General features: G+C 35.8%; 21 protein-coding genes and 1 tRNA gene. 14 read left to right on the forward strand and 8 right to left on the reverse strand.

What is annotated here, in order from left to right; genetic code table 11:
* Positions 1-26: 26 nt before the first annotated feature.
* Positions 27-2,633, forward strand: coding sequence for a glycoside hydrolase family 2 protein (locus tag ACO05K_RS17745; RefSeq protein ID WP_421945749.1), 2,607 nt, complete (start codon positions 27-29; stop codon positions 2,631-2,633).
* Positions 2,634-2,706: 73 nt separating this feature from the next.
* Here the strand turns inward: ACO05K_RS17745 and ACO05K_RS17750 are convergent, their stop codons facing one another.
* Together ACO05K_RS17750 and ACO05K_RS17755 are read right to left on the reverse strand one after the other, a co-directional pair.
* Positions 2,707-3,033 (reverse strand): 2Fe-2S iron-sulfur cluster-binding protein, encoded by a 327-nt coding sequence (locus ACO05K_RS17750; protein WP_421945750.1) that lies wholly within the window; start codon positions 3,031-3,033, stop codon positions 2,707-2,709.
* Between the two features lie 44 nt (positions 3,034-3,077).
* Positions 3,078-4,088 carry an NAD(P)/FAD-dependent oxidoreductase gene (locus tag ACO05K_RS17755; RefSeq protein WP_421945751.1) on the reverse strand — a complete coding sequence of 337 codons (1,011 nt, stop codon included), beginning with the start codon at positions 4,086-4,088 and terminating at the stop codon, positions 3,078-3,080.
* Positions 4,089-4,379: 291 nt separating this feature from the next.
* Here ACO05K_RS17755 and ACO05K_RS17760 point away from each other — a divergent pair, with 291 nt between their 5' ends.
* Positions 4,380-5,123: a UDP-2,3-diacylglucosamine diphosphatase gene (locus tag ACO05K_RS17760; protein WP_421945752.1), complete on the forward strand. Its 744-nt coding sequence runs from the start codon at positions 4,380-4,382 to the stop codon at positions 5,121-5,123.
* A gap of 68 nt (positions 5,124-5,191) precedes the next feature.
* On the opposite strand, the gene ACO05K_RS17765 is transcribed toward ACO05K_RS17760, so the two are convergent.
* A complete protein-coding gene (locus ACO05K_RS17765; RefSeq protein ID WP_421945753.1) occupies positions 5,192-5,347 on the reverse strand; it encodes a hypothetical protein in 156 nt (51 codons plus the stop codon).
* Between the two features lie 80 nt (positions 5,348-5,427).
* Here ACO05K_RS17765 and prfA point away from each other — a divergent pair, with 80 nt between their 5' ends.
* Complete coding sequence (prfA, locus tag ACO05K_RS17770; RefSeq protein ID WP_421945754.1) at positions 5,428-6,501, forward strand: peptide chain release factor 1; 1,074 nt, start codon at positions 5,428-5,430, stop codon at positions 6,499-6,501.
* A gap of 106 nt (positions 6,502-6,607) precedes the next feature.
* Positions 6,608-6,681 (forward strand) — tRNA-Asp (locus ACO05K_RS17775).
* A 478-nt stretch (positions 6,682-7,159) separates the two neighbouring features.
* Here ACO05K_RS17775 and ACO05K_RS17780 read toward each other — a convergent pair.
* Entirely contained in the window at positions 7,160-7,732 is a 573-nt protein-coding gene (locus ACO05K_RS17780; RefSeq protein WP_421945755.1) for a DUF1543 domain-containing protein, read from the reverse strand.
* A gap of 47 nt (positions 7,733-7,779) precedes the next feature.
* The gene (locus tag ACO05K_RS17785) at positions 7,780-9,486 is read right to left on the reverse strand and encodes an FAD/NAD(P)-binding protein (RefSeq protein ID WP_421945756.1); all 1,707 of its coding nucleotides are present in this window, start codon (positions 9,484-9,486) and stop codon (positions 7,780-7,782) included.
* A gap of 282 nt (positions 9,487-9,768) precedes the next feature.
* Here ACO05K_RS17785 and ACO05K_RS17790 point away from each other — a divergent pair, with 282 nt between their 5' ends.
* Entirely contained in the window at positions 9,769-9,939 is a 171-nt protein-coding gene (locus tag ACO05K_RS17790) for a hypothetical protein (protein ID WP_421945757.1), read from the forward strand.
* On the opposite strand, the gene ACO05K_RS17795 is transcribed toward ACO05K_RS17790, so the two are convergent.
* Positions 9,926-10,309: a transmembrane 220 family protein gene (locus ACO05K_RS17795; RefSeq protein ID WP_421945758.1), complete on the reverse strand. Its 384-nt coding sequence runs from the start codon at positions 10,307-10,309 to the stop codon at positions 9,926-9,928. The genes ACO05K_RS17790 and ACO05K_RS17795 overlap by 14 nt on opposite strands.
* 114 nt (positions 10,310-10,423) lie before the next feature.
* Entirely contained in the window at positions 10,424-10,768 is a 345-nt protein-coding gene (locus tag ACO05K_RS17800) for a hypothetical protein (protein WP_421945759.1), read from the reverse strand.
* 122 nt (positions 10,769-10,890) lie between these two features.
* Between ACO05K_RS17800 and ACO05K_RS17805 the strand changes: the two genes are divergently transcribed.
* Positions 10,891-11,421 carry a superoxide dismutase family protein gene (locus ACO05K_RS17805; RefSeq protein WP_421945760.1) on the forward strand — a complete coding sequence of 177 codons (531 nt, stop codon included), beginning with the start codon at positions 10,891-10,893 and terminating at the stop codon, positions 11,419-11,421.
* Positions 11,422-11,512: 91 nt separating this feature from the next.
* Entirely contained in the window at positions 11,513-12,040 is a 528-nt protein-coding gene (locus ACO05K_RS17810) for an ExbD/TolR family protein (protein WP_421945761.1), read from the forward strand.
* A 430-nt stretch (positions 12,041-12,470) separates the two neighbouring features.
* On the opposite strand, the gene metK is transcribed toward ACO05K_RS17810, so the two are convergent.
* Entirely contained in the window at positions 12,471-13,757 is a 1,287-nt protein-coding gene (gene metK / locus ACO05K_RS17815; RefSeq protein ID WP_421945762.1) for a methionine adenosyltransferase, read from the reverse strand.
* A gap of 227 nt (positions 13,758-13,984) precedes the next feature.
* On the opposite strand from metK, the gene ACO05K_RS17820 reads away from it, so the two are divergent.
* The 7 genes from ACO05K_RS17820 to ACO05K_RS17850 all read left to right on the forward strand — a co-directional run bounded on the left by ACO05K_RS17820 (position 13,985) and on the right by ACO05K_RS17850 (position 20,178).
* Positions 13,985-14,866 carry a diacylglycerol/lipid kinase family protein gene (locus tag ACO05K_RS17820; protein WP_421945763.1) on the forward strand — a complete coding sequence of 294 codons (882 nt, stop codon included), beginning with the start codon at positions 13,985-13,987 and terminating at the stop codon, positions 14,864-14,866.
* Between the two features lie 18 nt (positions 14,867-14,884).
* On the forward strand, positions 14,885-15,235 hold the full coding sequence (locus ACO05K_RS17825) for a translation initiation factor (protein ID WP_421945764.1): 351 nt from the start codon (positions 14,885-14,887) through the stop codon (positions 15,233-15,235).
* 178 nt (positions 15,236-15,413) lie between these two features.
* A complete protein-coding gene (gene pckA / locus ACO05K_RS17830) occupies positions 15,414-17,009 on the forward strand; it encodes a phosphoenolpyruvate carboxykinase (ATP) (RefSeq protein ID WP_421945765.1) in 1,596 nt (531 codons plus the stop codon).
* 301 nt (positions 17,010-17,310) lie between these two features.
* Positions 17,311-18,141, forward strand: a complete 831-nt coding sequence (locus ACO05K_RS17835; protein ID WP_231458743.1) for a MotA/TolQ/ExbB proton channel family protein — start codon at positions 17,311-17,313, stop codon at positions 18,139-18,141.
* Between the two features lie 78 nt (positions 18,142-18,219).
* Positions 18,220-18,834, forward strand: a complete 615-nt coding sequence (locus tag ACO05K_RS17840; protein ID WP_316735435.1) for a biopolymer transporter ExbD — start codon at positions 18,220-18,222, stop codon at positions 18,832-18,834.
* Between the two features lie 3 nt (positions 18,835-18,837).
* Positions 18,838-19,341 carry an ExbD/TolR family protein gene (locus tag ACO05K_RS17845; RefSeq protein ID WP_421945766.1) on the forward strand — a complete coding sequence of 168 codons (504 nt, stop codon included), beginning with the start codon at positions 18,838-18,840 and terminating at the stop codon, positions 19,339-19,341.
* Positions 19,342-19,359: 18 nt separating this feature from the next.
* A complete protein-coding gene (locus ACO05K_RS17850) occupies positions 19,360-20,178 on the forward strand; it encodes an energy transducer TonB (protein WP_421945767.1) in 819 nt (272 codons plus the stop codon).
* Positions 20,179-20,196: the final 18 nt, after the last annotated feature.

Here is a 20,196-nt window from a genome sequence, read left to right on the forward strand (position 1 = left end):
TCTCTAAAAAAATATAACCTCACTAAATGAAAAGAATCTGTTTAATTGTTGTTATTCTACTATCGGTTTTCATAGTAAAATCACAACAACGCTATGAGTTAAATTCGGGTTGGTTTTGTGCGAATATTAAAGAAATCAAATCTTCGGGAATAGAAATTTCTAAAGGAGATTTTAAAACCGCTGATTGGATGCCTGCAACCGTTCCGGGTACGGTGCTTACCACTTTGTTAAATAACAATAAAGTACCCGACCCATTTTATGGAATGAATAATGAGAAAATTCAGGACATCTATAAAACAGGAAACGAGCATTATACCTACTGGTTTGTAAAAGATTTTAATGAGAAAGCCATCGGTAACGAACAGGTTTGGCTTCAGTTTCGAGGCATAAATTACAGGGCAGAAATTTATCTGAACGGTAAAAAAGTAAATTCAAAAGTTTATGAAGGGATGCACCTTCGTCAGCAATTTAACATAACAAAATTACTCGCTACCAGTGGGAAAAATAGATTAGCTGTAATTGTTTATCCTCCGGATAATCCAGGTAATGCAAATGGCGGTCAGGGTGGCGATGGCACAATTGCTAAAGGCTTAACCACACAATACACAGCTGGTTGGGATTGGATTCAACCAATTCGTGACCGTAATACTGGTATTTGGGATAAAGTTACCATCGAAAAAACAAAATCGGTTAACATTTCAAATCCTCACGTGGTTACAATTGTACCGGGTAAAAGATTACCTGAGGGAAAACAGCAGCCTGCAACAATTAAGGTAACGGTCGAGGTTGAAAACCCAACTGAAAAACCAATTAGCGGTATGTTGCAATATGTTATCGATGGAAAAACTGTTTCTAAACAAGTAGTTATTGCCGCAAATAAGCAAAGTGAAATCGCATTACCAGATTTAAAGTTAGAGAATCCTAAACTTTGGTGGCCAAGCGGATATGGAGAACAAAACCTGTACAATATGCAAGTTAAATTTTTAGCTTCTGGGAAAGTTCTAGATCAGGAAAATCTTAATGTTGGTGTTCGCCAGATTGATAATATCTGGAACGAGCATACCAAAAGTATGGGCGCTTATGTTAACGGACAAAAGATTTTTATCAAAGGCGGAAACTGGATAATTTCTGATGCGATGTTGCGTTTCAGCGATGCCAGATACGATGCAGAAGTACGCTACCACAAAGATATGAACCTGAATTTAATTAGAATTTGGGGTGGGGCTTTAATAGAACGACCAGAGTTTTACAACGCTTGCGATAAATATGGTTTACTTGTATTTCAGGATTTTTGGTTTAGTGGCGATTGTAACGGTCGTTGGGTTGATCCAATGAAAAAAGAAGACCAGTGGACAAGAAGGAAATATCCTGATAATCACAATCTTGTACTTACTGCAATGGAAGATCAGATTAAGATGGTGAGAAACCATGCTTCATTAGCATTTTGGTGTGGTGGAAATGAAATTACACCACCAGAAGATATCTTGCAACCTCTAAAAAATGATATTTTACCTCGCCTGGATGGAACTAGAATTTTGTTCGATTTCTCTAACAGTGATGAAATGTCGTTCAATGCTTTAGGCGGTAATGGCGACGGGCCATATGGTATTCAGGATACCAAAACCTTTTGGGCGAATCAAACTTTTCCCTACAACTCAGAGGTTGGCTCTGTTGGTGTGGGCGATTATGTTTCACTAGAAAGATTTATTCCGAAGGAAAATATGATTGCGCCTCAATTTAAAAGCAAGCCCGATTCTGTTTGGGATTATCACAAATATATTGGTTATGATCAATATATAAATCCTTATGGAAAAGCTAAGGATGCAAAAGATTTTGCAATGAAAGCGCAGTTGGTCAATTACGACCAGTATCGTGCTTTAATGGAAGGTTTCTCGAACAAAATGTGGGATTGGTACACCGGATCGATTATCTGGAAAACACAAAACCCATGGACAGCACTTCGTGGTCAGATGTATGATTATTACCTAGATCCAAATGCTTGCTTGTATGGATTACGCAAAGGAAGCGAACCACTTCACGTGATGATGAATCCTGTGGATAGCATGGTAACGGTTGTAAATAATGGTTTCAAAAACCTCGATAACCTGATGATTAAAGCAAGCGCTTTTGATATGGAGGGTAAAGAGTATTTTTATTCGCAGGTTTTCAATACAATCGGTCCATCATCTGTTAGAAAATTCTTCCCGCTAAATTCTTTTCTAGCAAAGCTTGATAAAAAGGAAGGTGTGTTTGTTTCGCTTCAAATTTTAAATGATGATAAAAAAGTGCTAAGCGATAATCTTTATTGGCTTGCAGGTAAAGATGGAGAATATACAGGTTTGCAGAAAATGAAAGCATCACCATTAAACGTTACTGCTACTCAAAAATCAAAAGGAAAGATTGAAGTAACTTTAAGTAATGATAAAGGTAATCCGATAGCATTCTTCAATCGTGTAGCATTAATTAACAGCACAACAGGTAAGCGGATTTTGCCTGCGTTCTATTCAGATAATTACCTAAGCATTTTGCCTGGAGAAAATAAAATAGTTACAGTTGAATTTTCTGGAGATGAAAAAAATGCAATTGAAGTTTACGGCTGGAACGTGGATTCGAAAAGAATTGAAATTAGATAATATTTGTAAAGAGGTTTACAAACACAAAGGGCGATGCATTTGCATCGCCCTTTGTGTTATATCGAAACTTAAATTAACTCACTCCGTGAAGTTTGACTTTTAAACCATCCATGTTATTATTTAACTGTAACTGGCAGGCTAAGCGAGAATTTGGTAACAAATCCGGCAATGTATCTAACATCGCATATTCATCATCCGTCATTTCGTTAAGTTTTTCTTCACCTTCCAAAACATCAACACAACAAGTTGCACATAAGGCCATTCCGCCACATGTTGCCAAAATATCATATTCAGATGCTTTTAAAAACTCCATCAAACTTAGCCCCATATCTGTTGGCGCTTCGTGAGGAGTAACAGAACCATCCGGTTCTTGCATATATATCGTAATGTTGTTGTCCATTTCTTCGCTGGTTACTTATATTATTGGCAAATATAAATAATTGCTTAAAATTCAGAAACCCCGTTTACAGTTGTATATTTCATGGTGTATTTAACACCCGGATTCATGTAAGAATATGCACTGTGGCTCATTAAAGCTGCTTCGTGGAAACCACAAAGAATCAATTTTAACTTATTTGTGTAAGTATTGATATCGCCAATTGCATAAATGCCAGGAATGTTTGTAGAATAATCATCAACATTTACTTCAATTGCACTTTTGCTAATGTTTAAGTTCCATTCTTCAATCGGGCCTAATTTAGGACTTAAGCCAAACAAAGGAATTAAATGATCGGCATCTACTACAGTTTTTTCCATTGTACGGTTTTGTACAATTTCAACCTGCTCTAATTTATCAGTTCCGTGTACGGCTTGTAAATTGCTATTTAAAATCAGGTTAATTTTTCCGCTTTCGGCTAATGCCATAACTTTTGCAACCGAATCTGGTGCACCACGGAAACTCTCGCTTCTATGAACCAATGTTAATTCAGAACAAACTTCAGCTAAATAAATAGTCCAGTCTAAAGCCGAATCGCCACCGCCAGCAATAACCATTCTTTGGTCACGATATTTCTCTGGGTCTAAAATCATATAATTTACACCCTTGCCATTCTCAAAGTTTTCAAGATTTTCTACAGCAGGTTTACGTGGTTCGAAACAACCTAAACCGCCTGCAATAACCACAACTTTGGCTTCGATAACGGTGCCCATATTCGTTGTTAAAACGAAATCTGCTTCACCACGTTTTTCTAAACCTTCAATACGCTCGCCCAAAGTAAAAGTTGGATGGAAAGGTTTCGCCTGCTCCATCAAATTATCAATAAGTTCCTGAGCCAATACCGATGGATAACCTGGAATATCGTAAATCGGTTTTTTTGGGTAAATTTCAGAAAGCTGACCACCAACCTGTGGAAGGTAATCGATTAAATGACAACGCATTTTTAATAAACCGGCTTCGAAAATGGCAAATAAACCAACCGGACCAGCGCCAATTACGGCTATATCAGTAGAGATCATTCGAAAAAATTTGACGCAAAGTTACAAAATAAACCATAATCTTTTTTCTTATTTAGAAATATTCCAGATAATTCTGTAAGCTAAACGTATTCAGTATTTTATATGTTTAGTGCGAATATAAAGCAAAACTTAACGTTATTTTAATCTTTAAAACAAATTATAATTATTCTATGGAATTTGTAGTGTATGGTTTGAATTTATGTTTATGTTGCGAAATATAGATTTATTTACCTTCTGTCCAAAGCTTTCATCTTTCCGCTTTCCGGTTTTTCCCTTACCTTTGGCCTGCTCATGACTAAAAATATTTATTTCGCTTCCGATTTCCATTTAGGTTCTCCAAATTATGCCGAAAGCCGCAAACGCGAAGATCGTATTGTTGCCTGGTTAAATTTTATCGAGCCAACATGTAGCGAGTTATTTTTAATGGGCGATATTTTCGATTTCTGGTTCGAATACGAAAAAGTAATTCCTAAAGGCTTTGTTAGGTTCCAAGGTAAACTGGCTGCAATGGCCGATGCAGGTATAAAAATCTACTTCTTTAAAGGTAACCACGATATGTGGGTTAGAAATTATTTTACCGAAGAAATAGGCATGGAAATTATCAGCGATGAAATGATAATGGAAAGAAACGGCAAGAAGTTTTACTTACATCACGGAGACGGTTTAGGTCCTTATGATAAGAAGTATAAATTTCTTCGTAAAATTTTCAGAAGTCCACTTTGTCAATGGCTTTTTGCTCGCTTGCACCCTAATTTGGGCATTAGTATTGCCAACGCCTGGAGCGGAAATAGTAAAAAACGAGTTGAAACCGAAGATGTATTTTTTGGTGATAAATATGAATGGCTTGCGGTTTACTCTCGCGAAATTTTGCAAAAGGAACATTTCGATTACTTTATATATGGCCACAGGCATTTGCCTATGGATTTAGATTTGGGTAACAACAGCCGCTATGTAAATTCAGGCGAGTGGATTAAACATAAGTCTTATGTTGTGTTTAATGGCGTTGATTTAGAGCTTAAATACTTCAAGGCCTAGTTTTTTCTTTCAGACCATTAAACTTACGAAGTCTTGCAAAACGCTAGGTAAAGACTTCGTAAGTTTAACTATATGTTTAAAGCGGTGGGTTTTGAGGTTGCACAAACCATAGTTTCTAAACCTGATAGCGCCAAATAGCCCGGAGTGAGGAACGAACGAGGACTATTGGCAATAGCAGGACTTCCGGCCGCCAAAACGAAATTTACATTCATTTTCAAATCCATTTTTTAAGCCTTTATTAATCTGCTTAGTCATTCGGCTTTTTTTACTTATTTTTGCATTTCTTTATAAATTGAAGAATAATATGTTAGATAAATTAGAGGCAATAAAGCTGCGTTGGGAAGATGTAGAGGAGCAATTGAGTAATCCGGATGTAATTCAGGATATGAAACGTTTTGCAGCTTTAAATAAAGAATATAAAGACTTGGGCAAGATTGTAGATGAATATAAAATCTACAAAAATGTGATGAGCAATATTGATGCAAATAAAGAAATTTTGGCGGTAGAGAAAGATGCAGAAATGCGTGAAATGGCCAAAGAAGAGCTTGATTTATTGTTAGAGCAACAAGAATCGATGGAGAGTAACATTCGTTTAATGTTAATTCCGAAAGACCCTGAAGATGCTAAAAATGCAGTTTTTGAGATTAGAGGTGGTACTGGTGGCGATGAAGCGGCACTTTTCGCTGGAGATTTATACCGTATGTACACTCGCTTTTTTGAAACCAAAGGTTGGAAAGTAGAAACGGTTGATGTTACTGAAGGAACAGCAGGTGGTTATAAAGAGGTTATACTTAAAGTTACAGGCGATGATGTTTACGGTCAACTTAAGTATGAAAGTGGCGTACATCGTGTGCAACGTGTTCCAGATACAGAAACGCAGGGTAGGGTACATACATCAGCCGCATCTGTAGCCGTTTTACCAGAAGCTGAAGAAATTGATTTATACATTAACCCGGCCGATATTGAACTACAAACTTCACGTTCAGGAGGTGCAGGTGGACAGAACGTGAACAAGGTTGAAACTAAAGTGCAGTTAACGCATAAGCCTTCGGGAATTGTGGTAGTTTGCCAGCAAGAGCGTTCTCAGCTTGGTAACAGAGTTATAGCTATGGAAATGCTTCGTAGCAAACTTTATGATATAGAAGTTCAGAAGAAAAACGGAGATATTGCGGCAAGACGTAAAACAATGGTATCAACCGGAGACCGTTCGGCGAAGATTAGAACATACAATTATCCGCAAGGTAGAGTAACCGAGCATCGCATCGGATTGACGCTTTATAACCTTCCAACCATCATGGATGGAGCAATTCAAGAGGTTATTGATGCTTTGCAATTTGCAGAGAATGCAGAGAAGATGCAAGAAGGTGCTGTGAATTAAGACGTTATAATTATTTTAAAAAAAAATTTGCAAGTATAGATTTTGTGCCTATATTTGCAACCTCGAAAGGGGAAAGAGGTTTAAACTTTTAAAAAGTAAACAAAAAGGAGTGGTAGTTCAGCTGGTTAGAATGCCTGCCTGTCACGCAGGAGGTCGCGGGTTCGAGTCCCGTCCATTCCGCAACAAAAGCCTTAACTTGAAAAAGTTGAGGCTTTTTTGTTTCCAAAGTATTTTACAATTATCATAACAAATGGAAAATTACCATAAATGGATTAAGAGATTTAATATTCATCTCGTAATTCTTGCGATTCTGATTATTGGAAGATTTATTTTTAAATATCCTCAGCTCCACACAAAACCAATGTTGGTTTGGGATGCTGTAGTACTTTATTGTATTATTGCCATTATTTACTGTCAATATAAAGCCAAGAAGTAATAGAATGAATGCAATAAAAATATTTTTCTACATGTTTTTTGTTTCGGCAATTGTAGGCGTTTTTGTCTTGTATGCAGCTCAATTAACAGAGCAGCTAAAAATGATTGTTTTATCTTCAGTTTTAGAAAAGCTCTTCTACTTTATTTTTGGCTTTTTCTCAAGCTCTTCCATTGTTTATTACCACCTAATTTATAAAATGAGAAAGCGTCAGTAGTATTGTGCCTACAACTTATCCAACTTAAAATACCCTAAATATATTTCATCTTCAGGAAGTTGATTAGCTGAAGGCGTAATTTGTATGCGATAGTTTTCTTTTTGGCTGGCTTCTAAAATGTCATCAACCCGATGAATATCATCCACATCAATACCATATTTATCATCAATGTGCGATGTTGCCCCTTTGATTGTGTTCTGTTTAAAGAATACTGTTTTCTTCGCATCCTGAACCGCTTGTGCTCTATCATTTTGAACCGTTAAAACTGCATAGTGCTGCTCTTCTAGTTTATTGGATTGATAGCCTCCGAGATTAATGAAAAATAATTTATGCTCAGAAACTTCAGCGATTTCACCCCGTGGAACAACTTTAACCTCATAACCATCAACAGCGTTTACTTCCCGCCATCCATCAATATGGATGCTTGAACCTGCTTCTGGCCAAAATGCTTTAATTTGAGGAACAAGTTCTTTAATTGTGTTTGCAATACCAAAAAAGTAATCATGCTGTTCTACATTTCTTTTAGGGGCTTTTGAGCCTAACAGGAGCATAAAAAGTTTTGGGTTGGATAATTCAGTCATATACTATCAATTTAACTTTACAGCCAGTTTAACAAGCCAATTCAAATTCAGTTTTTATTAATACTTTTTATAATAATTGAAGATGCTTTCTCTCCAAAATCTAAACCCGAATAATCAGGGTTAAAACCAGCAATATAAGGAACAGCCATAATGTAAATTCTTTCATTCAATGCGCCATAACTATCCAGTAATTGAAAGTTATCATTAATACTCAAGCCCGGCACACTTAAATAATAATTGCCTGAAAGTTGATTCACCTTTTCCTCGCTATTTTCCATTTCGGCTAATGCGGCGTTTTTACTTCTAAACTTTAGTTTCGCCGGACTAACAATCTTTTCTTCTAATAAACTTTGGTAAGGAAAATCAGTATATGATAAATGTGGTTGACCAACACAATTTACAAAAGTTTTAAAATAGGTGCTTTGATTAATTCCGTTTTCATCAATATAATTATAATTAACTCCACCTTCTTTGGTTGGCTCTTCTTTGCTGTTTGCATCTACAGAAACAATATCTAGTACGCCAGCTTCATGCAAAGCAAGCATTTCCTCTACCGAGCTTTGAGGTACAAAAGCAATAACAATAGAAATTAAAGGCATCAAATTTCTTTTAAGCCTGAGCATATCCTCTGCAGAGAAATGCTTTGCTGGGTAGTTCATCGCAAAACTCAACACAGCCAATAACTCTTTCCAGTAAACCGATTCGTGTCTTTTTATAGATTTCTGCGCTTCCTGATATTCTGCTCTTAAAAGCACAAATGGATCAACTTTTTCCCTGACACTCATAGCCATATCTACAAATTCTTCCAGATTAATGTCTTTAATTTTTTCGTAGAACTCCGGCTCTTTATCTTTAAAAAGTTGTTTGAAATTTTTATCGAAAACATAATCAAGAGATAAGAACCCATCATTTAAAAGCATATTAGCTTCTACCTCAGCTTTGCTCAAAACAGCATCTTTTAGTAAATGTGGGTCTTCTAAATGAAACCTTACTGCCGGTAACATCCCATTTCGTGAATGCATAATCATTTTAAAATCCGGACTACCAGAATCTAATTTGAAAGAAGCTTTTCCGGTATTGTCTGTGCTAAAATCTCCGTTACTTCTTGCCAAAGTTCTTATGGCATCAATTGCGGTTAGCGAAGAACCCTTGATAGCGATTTGATGATTTGCCTTAAATTCAAGTTTGGATGGAGGATATGGTGAATCAAAGTAGCCCGCAACTTTACCTTCAAGTTTTTTTGGCCAGGTGTGACCTGTACAAATTATAACGTAATTATATTCAATCTGTAAATTGTTAGCCGTTTTTATAGCAGTCTTTTTAATTTCAGGAATATCAATTACGTCTATTACTTCAGTGTTTAAAAATACATTTACTTCAGTACCTTTCTGCTTGGCAATATCTAATAAAAGTTCAAACTGATTTTGCAAATACAAGCCAAAAAGCAAGCGGGGCATCACTTTGAAATCGTTATATTTTTCGGGGTCTATCCTGAATCTCTTAAGAATTTCTTTCGGTAAAGTTTGTATCCAATCGGCTACGGGCGTTACCAAATCTGGTATTTCGTTACCAGATACATTTGTGATATGTTCTTGGTTAGCGCCTAAAGTGCTATACGGCATACCAGCACCGAGTTGTGTGTTTTTTTCAAAAATGTCGATTATAAAGCCTGTGTTTTCCGCTTCAATTAATCTTTTGAACATAAATAATCCACTTGGTCCACCACCTAAAATGGCAACATTCTTATTTTCCAATTAGTACATTTTTAGTTGTAACTGATAACCTTTTTAAAACTGAAAAGTTTTGAAGAATGAGATTCTAGGATGAAAGTCTTTATGACTGATTTTAAATGTCACTTTAATATTAAGCCTGTTTAAACTTAAGGTTATCTACTTAAATCTACCACTCATCGACTTTCACTTGATTTATACTTTTTTTCAAAACAAAGTGTTGAAATTAGAGTTTAATAAAATCGAGTAAAGGCTGGTTGACGCTTTCAAAAAATCTTCCTTAACTCTAAAAAAAAACTCTATTTTATGGAACAAGGAAGAACAAACCGCCAGATTGAGGCGAACAATAAAATCATGGCAACGTTTTTAGTTGCAATTTTTGCGTTTGTATTACTTACTTACGCAGTCAGTCTTTTAGATAAAAAAGCTTCTTGGGTAGAAAAAATTGAACACACACTTTTATCTAAAACCGGGTAGCAGAAGGTTTTCTGTAAACGAAATAGTTTATTCCCAATGCAATAATTAATAGTAAAAGTCCACCAAATTCTCTGGTTTCTTCAATCCAGGGTTTAGTAGCTTTCATGCTTTGAACAATATTTTCTGCATTGTGCTCGCTATACCAACTCATTACACCACTTTTATCAAACCAAAGATAAAGGGCATAAATAGTGTAAATTAAAATGCCAGCTAAATAGGCTTTTGGGTAATATTTACCCCTAAAAGCTTGAAAACAAAACCATGCGCCATAAAGATAGATAGGAACCCATATGTAAGGATCAGGGTCGTTGTATTGTAGTGCTGCAGAGAGAATGAAAATCAGGCAGAAAATAATATTAAAAATTTTCAAAATGTAGATGATTAGCTATAGGAAATATAAATGCTTAAAGATAAAAATTTCCTGTAATAGAAAAAGGCACGATTGCTCGTGCCCAGTTCTTGTTGTTATAGTTAGTGTATCTTGCTAGCAAAAGAGCTCCTGTTCATCTCTGTCTGCCGTAGGTATTTTCTTTAAGAAATCATCAAAGCTAGATCCTATGTTATCAGAGTAAATACCATAAGCATCTAAGATGTATCCAAGCTCTTTGTCCGAATCCTCAGTAATGTAAAGAACCGAATTATCGCCTGGGTCAGAATCACCTTCAAATCGGTACGTTTTAACAATTGTTAAATTTTCCGGTTTATAGATTTTACCTTTTTGGCTTTGCATTTTGCCATGGTCGGTCATTTTTAATTCGTTATCTCTTCCTTTCAGCCTCAATTTCTCCAAAATTTGACTCAAAGTGTTCATTGCATCTGGCTGTTCCATAGTTTTTAGTTTTTGTTAATACTTAAACAAGTAGGCTAAGAAATGGTTTTATCTAAATGATTCAATTGTAAAACCAAATGATAGTCAGGTTGTTATTTGTAAGAATTAAATTATTAGATACAATGAAAAAATATATCCTAACACTATCAATTGCTGGCTTAGCTTTATTAAGCGCATGTACTAAAACGGAAAAACAGATTGCAAGTGCAACATTATCTGAAACTGCGGATAATTCTAAAACAATTGGTACAGCAAAATTTTACGAACTGAGTGATGGGCAAATCAAAATGGATTTGGAAATTAATTTTGCCAGCAGAGCTGATAGTAACGTAGCCGTACATTTCCATGAGCATGGAGATTGTGGTAATATGGGTGAAAATACCCACGGACATTGGAATCCGACAAAGGAAAACCATGGCAAATGGGGTTCTTCTGCTTATCATTCTGGGGATATTGGAAATATTGTTTTAGATGATAAGGGGCATGGTTCTGTATCGGTAACAACAGATAGATGGAACATTAAAGATGGCGATATTAAAAATATTATTGGTCGTGGTATCATTGTTCACGGTGGAACTGATGATTATGTTACGCAACCAACCGGGAATTCAGGTCCAAGAGTGGGTTGTGGCGTTATCGAATTATCCAAATAAAATTACTCCAAAAATTTAAAAGGCGATTTTTTATCGCCTTTTTTTATGCAATTATGCTTTTGTTGTCATCCTAATAGAAAAACCTAAAACTATGGCAACACTCGAAATTTCTAATGGCGGCAAGGCTGCCGGAAGAAGAACTAAAAAAGTAGCTCCGAGAGTAGATTTAACAGCAATGGTCGATTTGATGTTCCTGCTCACTACCTTTTTCATGCTTACCACATCACTATCAGAGATAAAAGCCGCTGATATAGCAAAACCAATTCCTACAGATGTTAACGAGCCTTATCCGGCCTCCAGAACCATGACGGTTTTGCTTGGTAAAAATAATATGGCTGCATATTACTTAGGCGAAACCGAAAAGGCAACGATAAAGCTTAAATCGGTAAGGGAAATAGGAAATGTTATTACATCTACTAGAAGGGAAATTGCAAAATATCATCATAACAATGCTAATAAATTTATGATTGTGATTATCAAACCTACCAAAACATCAAGTTATAAAGATTTGATTGATGTAATTGATGAAATGAAGATTTTAGGCGTAAAATCTTATTCGATTGATGATGAACAAATTTCTAAAAAAGAAGAAAGCTTTTTTGAGAGTAAAGGATTATAAAAATATAAAAGAGGCTGTATCAAGTACATTTGTTTTGCTTTATTGGTAAGTTCTATCTTGAACTGCCGTCATTCCCAATTTAATTGAGAATCCTAAAGCGATTTATTTAGTGCTTTAAGATTCCCGCCTTCGCGAGAATGACGAGAAAACGAAATAGACTTTCTGCAAACAAAATGCCTTTAAGAATTGATAAACAAACAAAGGACAACTCTTGATACAATCATAACTACTAAGTCGGCCTTAAGTCGCATTTGGTTCGGAGTTGATTCGGACTTGTGACAATTCAGCCCGAACAAAGTGCGACTAAAATCGGCGGTTAATAGGTCGAAAAAGATATGATGGTACAAAGATTATAGCACCCAATGTAGTAGGCGTACGCATAAAAAAAGCCCGAAATTAATTTCGGGCTTTTCAATTTTATGTATTTGAATTAAATGCCAAATGCAGCTTTAACTTTATCTACGAAATCTAATTTTTCCCAGGTAAATAATTCTACAGTTACACTTTTTTCTTCGCCGTTTGGTGTTCTAAAAGTTTTATTTACAGTTTCAGGTTTTCTACCCATGTGGCCGTAAGCAGCTGTTTCACTATAAATTGGGTTTCTCAATTTTAAACGTTGTTCGATAAAATATGGGCGCATATCAAAAATAGATTCTACTTTTTTGCTGATTTCACCATCCGTTAAATCAACTTTAGAAGTACCATAAGTAACAACGTTTATAGATGTAGGCTTTGCTACACCAATTGCATAACTTACCTGAACTAAAACTTCATCAGCTAAACCTGCAGCAACTAAATTTTTAGCGATGTGACGAGTTGCATAAGCAGCACTTCTATCTACTTTACTCGGATCTTTACCAGAGAAAGCACCACCGCCGTGAGCGCCCTTTCCACCATAAGTATCAACAATAATTTTTCTACCTGTTAATCCGGTATCGCCATGCGGACCACCGATAACAAAAACACCAGTTGGGTTAATGTGGTAGGTAATCTCATCGTTAAACAAATGTGCGTATTGAGGATATTTAGCTTTAATTCTTGGAATTAAGATTGAAACTAAATCGCTTTTAATTTTAGTTAACATTTCCTCGTTTGCACTATCCTTATCTTCTTTTGAAGCTGAAGCAGGCTTAACAAAATCATCATGCTGTGTAGAAATTACAATAGCATCAATTCTTTGAGGTTTATTATCGTCAGAATATTCTAATGTTACCTGAGATTTAGCATCAGGGCGCAAATAAGTAATCTCATTATTTTCTCTCCTTAAATTAGCCAATTCTATTAAAAGTGCATGAGATAAATCTAGTGCCAATGGCATATAGTTTTCTGTTTCGTTAGTTGCATAACCAAACATCATACCTTGGTCGCCTGCGCCTTGCTCTTCTTTACTGGCTCTATCTACACCTTGGTTAATATCCTGAGATTGCTCGTGGATTGCAGATAAAATACCGCAAGAATTTGCCTCGAACATATATTCGCTTTTAGTGTAGCCAATTTTTTTGATTACATCACGGGCAATTTGCTGAACATCTAAATAGGTTTTAGATTTAACCTCTCCAGCCAAAATAACCTGTCCTGTAGTTACTAAGGTTTCACATGCAACCTTCGATTCAGCATCGAAAGCTAAAAAGTTATCAATTAATGCATCCGAAATTTGATCGGCAATTTTATCCGGATGACCTTCAGATACAGATTCTGATGTAAATAAATATGACATTTATTAAAAAATTTAAAGATGAAAATAAACAATTTAATAAGTGCTAAAATTCCCTGAAAACAGGTTCATTTGAATTTAGGAAGGTATTAGCACTTTTTTTTGAGTGGTTGCAATCCCGTTCATTTTTCAGAACATCGCAAATCAATCCACTTTTAATGTTGCAAAATTAGCATATTTTCTTTATTTCAAGAAATTATAGATTATTTTTGTGTCCTCATTCTCAAGCTTTGCAACTCAAAACTAACATTTTATTCGTCATCAATCCAATTTCCGGGGGTAAGGCTAAAACGCGTATTCCGGCACTTATTGATAAATATTTGGATAAGGAGAAATTCAACGCTAATTTTCGTTTAACAGAATATGTTGGTCATGCTACCGAAATTGTTGAGGAAGCAATTGCTAAAAATTTTGAGGTTATTGTCGCAGCCGGTGGTGATGGAACCATAAATGAAGTTGCATCAAAAGTTATGCAACACAATAAAATTTTAGGTGTACTTCCTTTAGGTTCAGGAAATGGTTTGGCTAGGTTTCTAAACATTCCGCAAAATTTAAAAGATGCAATTTTGCTTTTAAATCAATTAAAAACGGACGAAATTGACACCGCAAGTTTTAACAATAAATGTTTTTTTAACATTGCAGGTATAGGTTTTGATGCACATTTGAGTGCTGCATTTTCTCATGATAAAAAACGTGGCTTGGCTGGCTACATGAAGTTGGCGTTAAAAGAGGTTTTGAGTTATAAAACAGAAACCTATCACCTAAATATTGATGGCGTTGAATATCAAAGAAAGGCCTTTGCGGTTAGTGTGGCTAATTCGTCTCAATATGGTAACAATGTTTACATTTCTCCAAATGCATCAGTAAAAGATGGTTTGCTGGATGTTTGCATCATTAAGCCTTTCTCTATACTAAAATTGCCTGCTTTGAGTTATGTTTTATTTAAGGGTAAGGCAGAAACCTCAGATTTAATCGAGATTATTAAAGGTAAAAATATCAAAATCGTTCGTGAAAATGATGGTCCGGTTCATGTAGACGGAGAGCCTTTACGTATGGGAAAGGAAATTGAGGTTTTAGTAAAACCATTATCCTTAAAAGTTATTGTTCCTTAGTTTATTTCAGTTTGTAATATGAAATCGAAAAAAAATAGTTTAAGCGATTTGGGTGGAATTATGTTTTCTACAAACCCTGATTTTGAATTTGAGCAAGAATTGGATGATACCGTAACTGCACCAAATCAGCAGCAGGATTTAAGGATAATGCTCGATAAAAAAAACAGAGGCGGTAAAGCCGTAACCCTAATAACTGGTTTTAAAGGGAAAAATGAAGACCTGGAAGCTTTGGGCAAATTACTCAAAAATAAATGTGGTGTTGGAGGTTCAGTAAAGGATGGTGAAATCCTAATTCAGGGAGATGTAAGGGATAAGGTGATGGGTATTTTACAAAAGGATGGATATAAAGCGAAAAAAGCAGGCGGTTAAACAATGACTTAGTGTATTTTTTGTTAAAAATTTATGCTTTGATAAATCGATTTAAATTATTGATTTTCAGATTATTGAATCATAGTGTATAGACTACAATATGTAAAAAAAGACTAAGTAAAATTGGTTTTTTTGCATTTTATCTGCATACCTTTGTTGCACTAACTAACTTATTGTTATGAGCAAAAAAGGATTGCAAACGCCAGATTTAAGCTATTTAAATCTGAAAGCCGGTTTGGATGTTAAATATCAATTGTCTGCGGCTGAACTCATTGAAGAATCTTTAAAAAATGGAGAAGGAACGCTCGCCTCTTCGGGCGCACTTGCCGTTGATACCGGGAAATTTACTGGTCGTTCTCCTAAAGATAGATTTATAGTTTGCGATGATATTACAGAAAACGAAGTTTGGTGGGGCGATATTAACATTAAATTCAAGCCCGAAAACTTTGATAATTTATTTGAAAAACTAACCTCCTACTTAAATCAAAAAGATTTTTACGTTAGGGATTGTGCCGCATGCGCAAGTTCCGATTATAGTATTTCTATTCGTGTTATAACAGAAACAGCGTACCAAAATCTCTTTGCCAATAACTTATTTATTCGCCCAGCGCATGAAGATTTAGGTTTAACACCCGAGTGGACAATCATTGCCGCACCTGGCTTTCTGGCTGTACCTGAATTGGATGGTACCAGACAAGAAAACTTCTCTATAATTAACTTCACTAAAAAGATGATTATTATTGGAGGAACAGGTTACACTGGCGAAATTAAAAAAGGGATTTTTTCAGTTCTAAACTTTATTCTTCCGGTTTATAAGAATACGCTTTCTATGCATTGCTCTGCAAATGTTGGTATGGGTGGCGATACTGCAATCTTTTTTGGTTTATCAGGTACAGGCAAAACTACATTGTCTGCAGATCCCGAAAGAGCACTAATTGGAGATGATGAACATGGATGGAGCGAAAATTCTATTTTCAATTTTGAAGGCGGTTGCTATGCAAAATGTGTCGATTTAACGCTGGAAAAGGAACCACAGATTTATAATGCGATTAAACATGGTTCATTACTAGAGAACATTAATTATTTTCCTGGCACAAACGACGTTGATTTTTCTAACATCGAAAAAACCGAAAATACTAGAGTTGCTTACCCAATAAACTTTATTAATAATGCGATTTTACCGTCGGTTGCTTCAACACCAAAGAATATCTTTTTCTTAACAGCTGATGCTTTCGGGGTTTTGCCGCCAATATCGAGATTAAATGTAGAGCAGGCTATGTTTCATTTTATGAGTGGCTATACAGCAAAAGTTGCCGGAACCGAAGCCGGAATAACAGAACCTCAACTTACTTTCTCTGCATGTTTTGGAAAAGCATTTTTACCATTACACCCATCAAGATATGCTGATTTGCTTGGAAAGAAAATGCAGCAGGAAAAAGTTAATGTATGGTTGGTAAACACGGGCTGGACTGGCGGACCTTACGGCGTAGGTAGGCGGATGAAACTGGCTTATACAAGAGCGATGATTAAGGCAGCAATAAACGGAGATTTAGATCATAATAACTATAAAACCCACCATGTTTTTAATTTAACAATGCCTTTACATTGCGTTAACGTTCCAGACGATGTTTTAGACCCATCTAAAACATGGAGTAATCAGGAAGAATATTTTTTAAAAGCTTACGAACTGTCAGAAGCGTTTAAGAGAAATTTTGAGCAGTTTGAGGAGGCAAAAGTTCAAAAAAGGGAAGAAGAACCCTTAAAAATGTGTTAAATGTGGGTTTAAATGCATTTTTTCCCTAAAAAATTTGCAATTCGATTTTTTTTTAGTTTTTATTGTGAAAGAATTGCCTCCGGCTGAGGCAATTTTTTTGTTATATGCCATATAGGATTAAGCCGTGAACTAAAAATTTAAGTAACGATTTAATTGTTTATTGATTTATTAATTTGTAATTTAAAATCAATTTATAAATTTGTTTTCGCAACAAAATCGGCTAGGCCTACGTTGTGGTAATAGTAAAAGAAAAAACAGCTAAAAAAATTAAAAACAAGAACTAAAACTAAAAATCAAAAAAATGGCAAACGCACCAAAACCAACAACTGTTAAAAAAGAGAGCTCTTCAAGTGCTTCAAATGTATTTGCAACATTAGTTATTCCAATTTGTATCGTTATTGGATTTGTTATCTGGAAATTTGTATTAGGAGATCCATCAAACTTTATCGATAATAACAATGAAAACCTGCCATTACCTAATAACTATCCAGGTACAGCTTACAAAGGTGGACCTATCGTTGCAGTATTAATCGGTTTATTATTAACTACAATCGTTTTCTCTATCGAGCGTTTAATCGTAATTGGTAAAGCAAGCGGAAAAACAAGCTTAGATACTTTCATCATCAAAGTAAAAGGTTTATTAAATTCAGGTAACATCGAAGCTGCTAAAGCTGAGTGCGACAAACAACAAGGTTCAGTTGCAGCAGTAATTAAATCAGGTTTGAAAAAATATAGCGAAGTAGAAGCTGATACTAATATGGATGTTGAGCAATCAATCGTTGCTATCCAAAAAGAAGTTGAAGAAGCTACTGCTTTAGAAATGCCAATGTTAGAGCAAAACTTAACCATCATTGCTACTTTAGTATCAATCGGTACGTTAATCGGTTTATTAGGTACAGTAACAGGTATGATTCGTGCATTCGCTGGTTTAGCTAACTCAGGTGCTCCAGATCAGGCTGCATTAGCGGTAGGTATCTCTGAGGCACTTATCAACACAATGACAGGTATCTCTGTTTCTACTTTAGCGATCATCATGTATAACATCTTAACTTCAAAAATTGACAAGTTAACTTATGCTATTGATGAGGCTGGTTTCAGCATCGTTCAAACTTATGCTTCTACGCATAAATAAAAAAAAATGAAAATAATTTTTACCGGCTTTATGGAAAACCGGAAAAAAGATCATCATTATTAAAAAGTATTAAATATTATGCCTAGAATTAAAGTTAAAAGAACCAGTACGGTAACAGATATGACCGCCATGTGCGACGTAGCTGCACTGTTACTTACGTTCTTCATATTAACTGCTACGGCTAAGCAACCTGAACCTTTAGCGGTATCAACACCTTCATCTACTTATGTATTTAAGGTGCCTGCCGAAAACAACGCGATTTTAACAATCGGGCAAGGCAAGGTTTTCTTTGAAGTAGCAGGACAAAAAGTAAGGGCAAGAACGTTGCAATTAATGGGAGAACAGTATAAAGTTACTTTCACTCCTGATGAGATTACCAGATTTTCTGTAGTTGGCTCATTCGGCGTTCCTGTTTCAAATCTTAAACAATTTATCGGTATGTCTGGAGCAGATCGTATGAAACCAGGTGCACAACCAGGTATCCCTACAGATTCGACAGATAATCAATTAAATTCATGGGTATTAAATGCTCGTAAAGCTACACAAGAACTTAATGGCGCAGCAATGCGTGTAAGTATTAAAGGCGATGCGAAAGAAGAATATCCGGTAGTTAAAAAAGTTATCGATGTTTTGCAAAAACAAAAGGTTAATAAATTTTTGTTAGTTACAAACTCCGAAGCACCAAGAAAATAAGAAATGGCAGAATTAAACACAGGCGGGAAGAAAGCCACACCTAGGGTTGATATGACTCCGATGGTGGATTTAATGTTTCTTTTGGTAACTTTCTTTATCTTAACAACTAGTATATCTACACCACAAGCGATGGATATCACTAAGCCGGATAAAGAAGAAAATTTGCCAGAGAACAGATTGGCGCTTAAAGCTTCTAAAACCATGACAATTTTGTTAGGTAAGAACAATAAAGTTGCATGGTATATGGGTGAGGCTGGAGAAAGCGCTCCAACAATTGAATCATTGCAAGCGATTGAAGCATCAATCATCAAGAATAAAAAAGGTTCAAATGAAACGGAAAAAGATCCTTTTGTTGTGTTGGTTAAACCAACTACAGGCTCTACTTTTCAGAACTTTGTTGATATGATGGATGAATTGGAAATTTTAAAGGTTAGAGCTCGTCAGATTGACGATGACAATATCCTTGATAATGAAAAACAATTCATGAAAGAACAAGGTATTTTATAATTATTAAAACCAGTAATCATGTCGAAATTAGATATATTTAGAAAGGAATGGCTGGAAGTAGTTTTTGAGGGTAAAAACAAAAACTATGGTGCTTACGAATTACGTAAGAGCTCTCCGGCTAATACCACAAAGGCACTAATTTATGGCTCTGTAGTATTTCTGGTGTTATTTTTCTCTCCAAAGCTTTACAGCCTTATTAAAGGTTCATTGCCAGAAGAAAAAGAAGAACTTGCACAAGAAGTAGTACTTACGCCGCCACCTCCGGTTAATCCGGAAACACCTCCACCGCCACCGGTAGAGCCACCACCACCAAAAGTGGATCAGGTAAAAATGCCACCTCCGATTGTAAAACCGGATATTGAAGTTCAGGATGAACCACCTACTGTTGAAAAACTGAAGGAAGCTGACCCAGGACAGAAAGATATTAAAGGTGACCCAACTGCTGATATCGTTATCGCAGAACCTGTAGGTGAAGGACCAAAAAGAGAAGCTGCGGTAGCAGTTGATGATAATAAAGTTTATGACTTCGTTAGTATCGAAAAGGTTCCTGAATATCCAGGTGGTATGGCTGCATTCTACAAATACTTAGGAGGCGCAATCAAATACCCGCCAATGGCACAGGAAAATAACGTTCAGGGTAAAGTTTCATTATCTTTCGTAGTAGAGAGAGATGGTTCATTAACTGATATTCAAGTTATTCGCGGTCCAGGTAGTGGTACTAACGAGGAAGCTGTGCGTGTACTTAAAGCAAGTAAGCGTTGGGTTCCAGGTATTCAGAATGGTAAACCGGTTAGGGTAAAGTACAATATCCAAGTAAACTTTACACTTAGCAATTAAAATGTTAAATTTTGATAT

The organism is Pedobacter sp. (assembly GCF_965227205.1).
Taxonomy (GTDB): Bacteria; Bacteroidota; Bacteroidia; order Sphingobacteriales; family Sphingobacteriaceae; genus Pedobacter.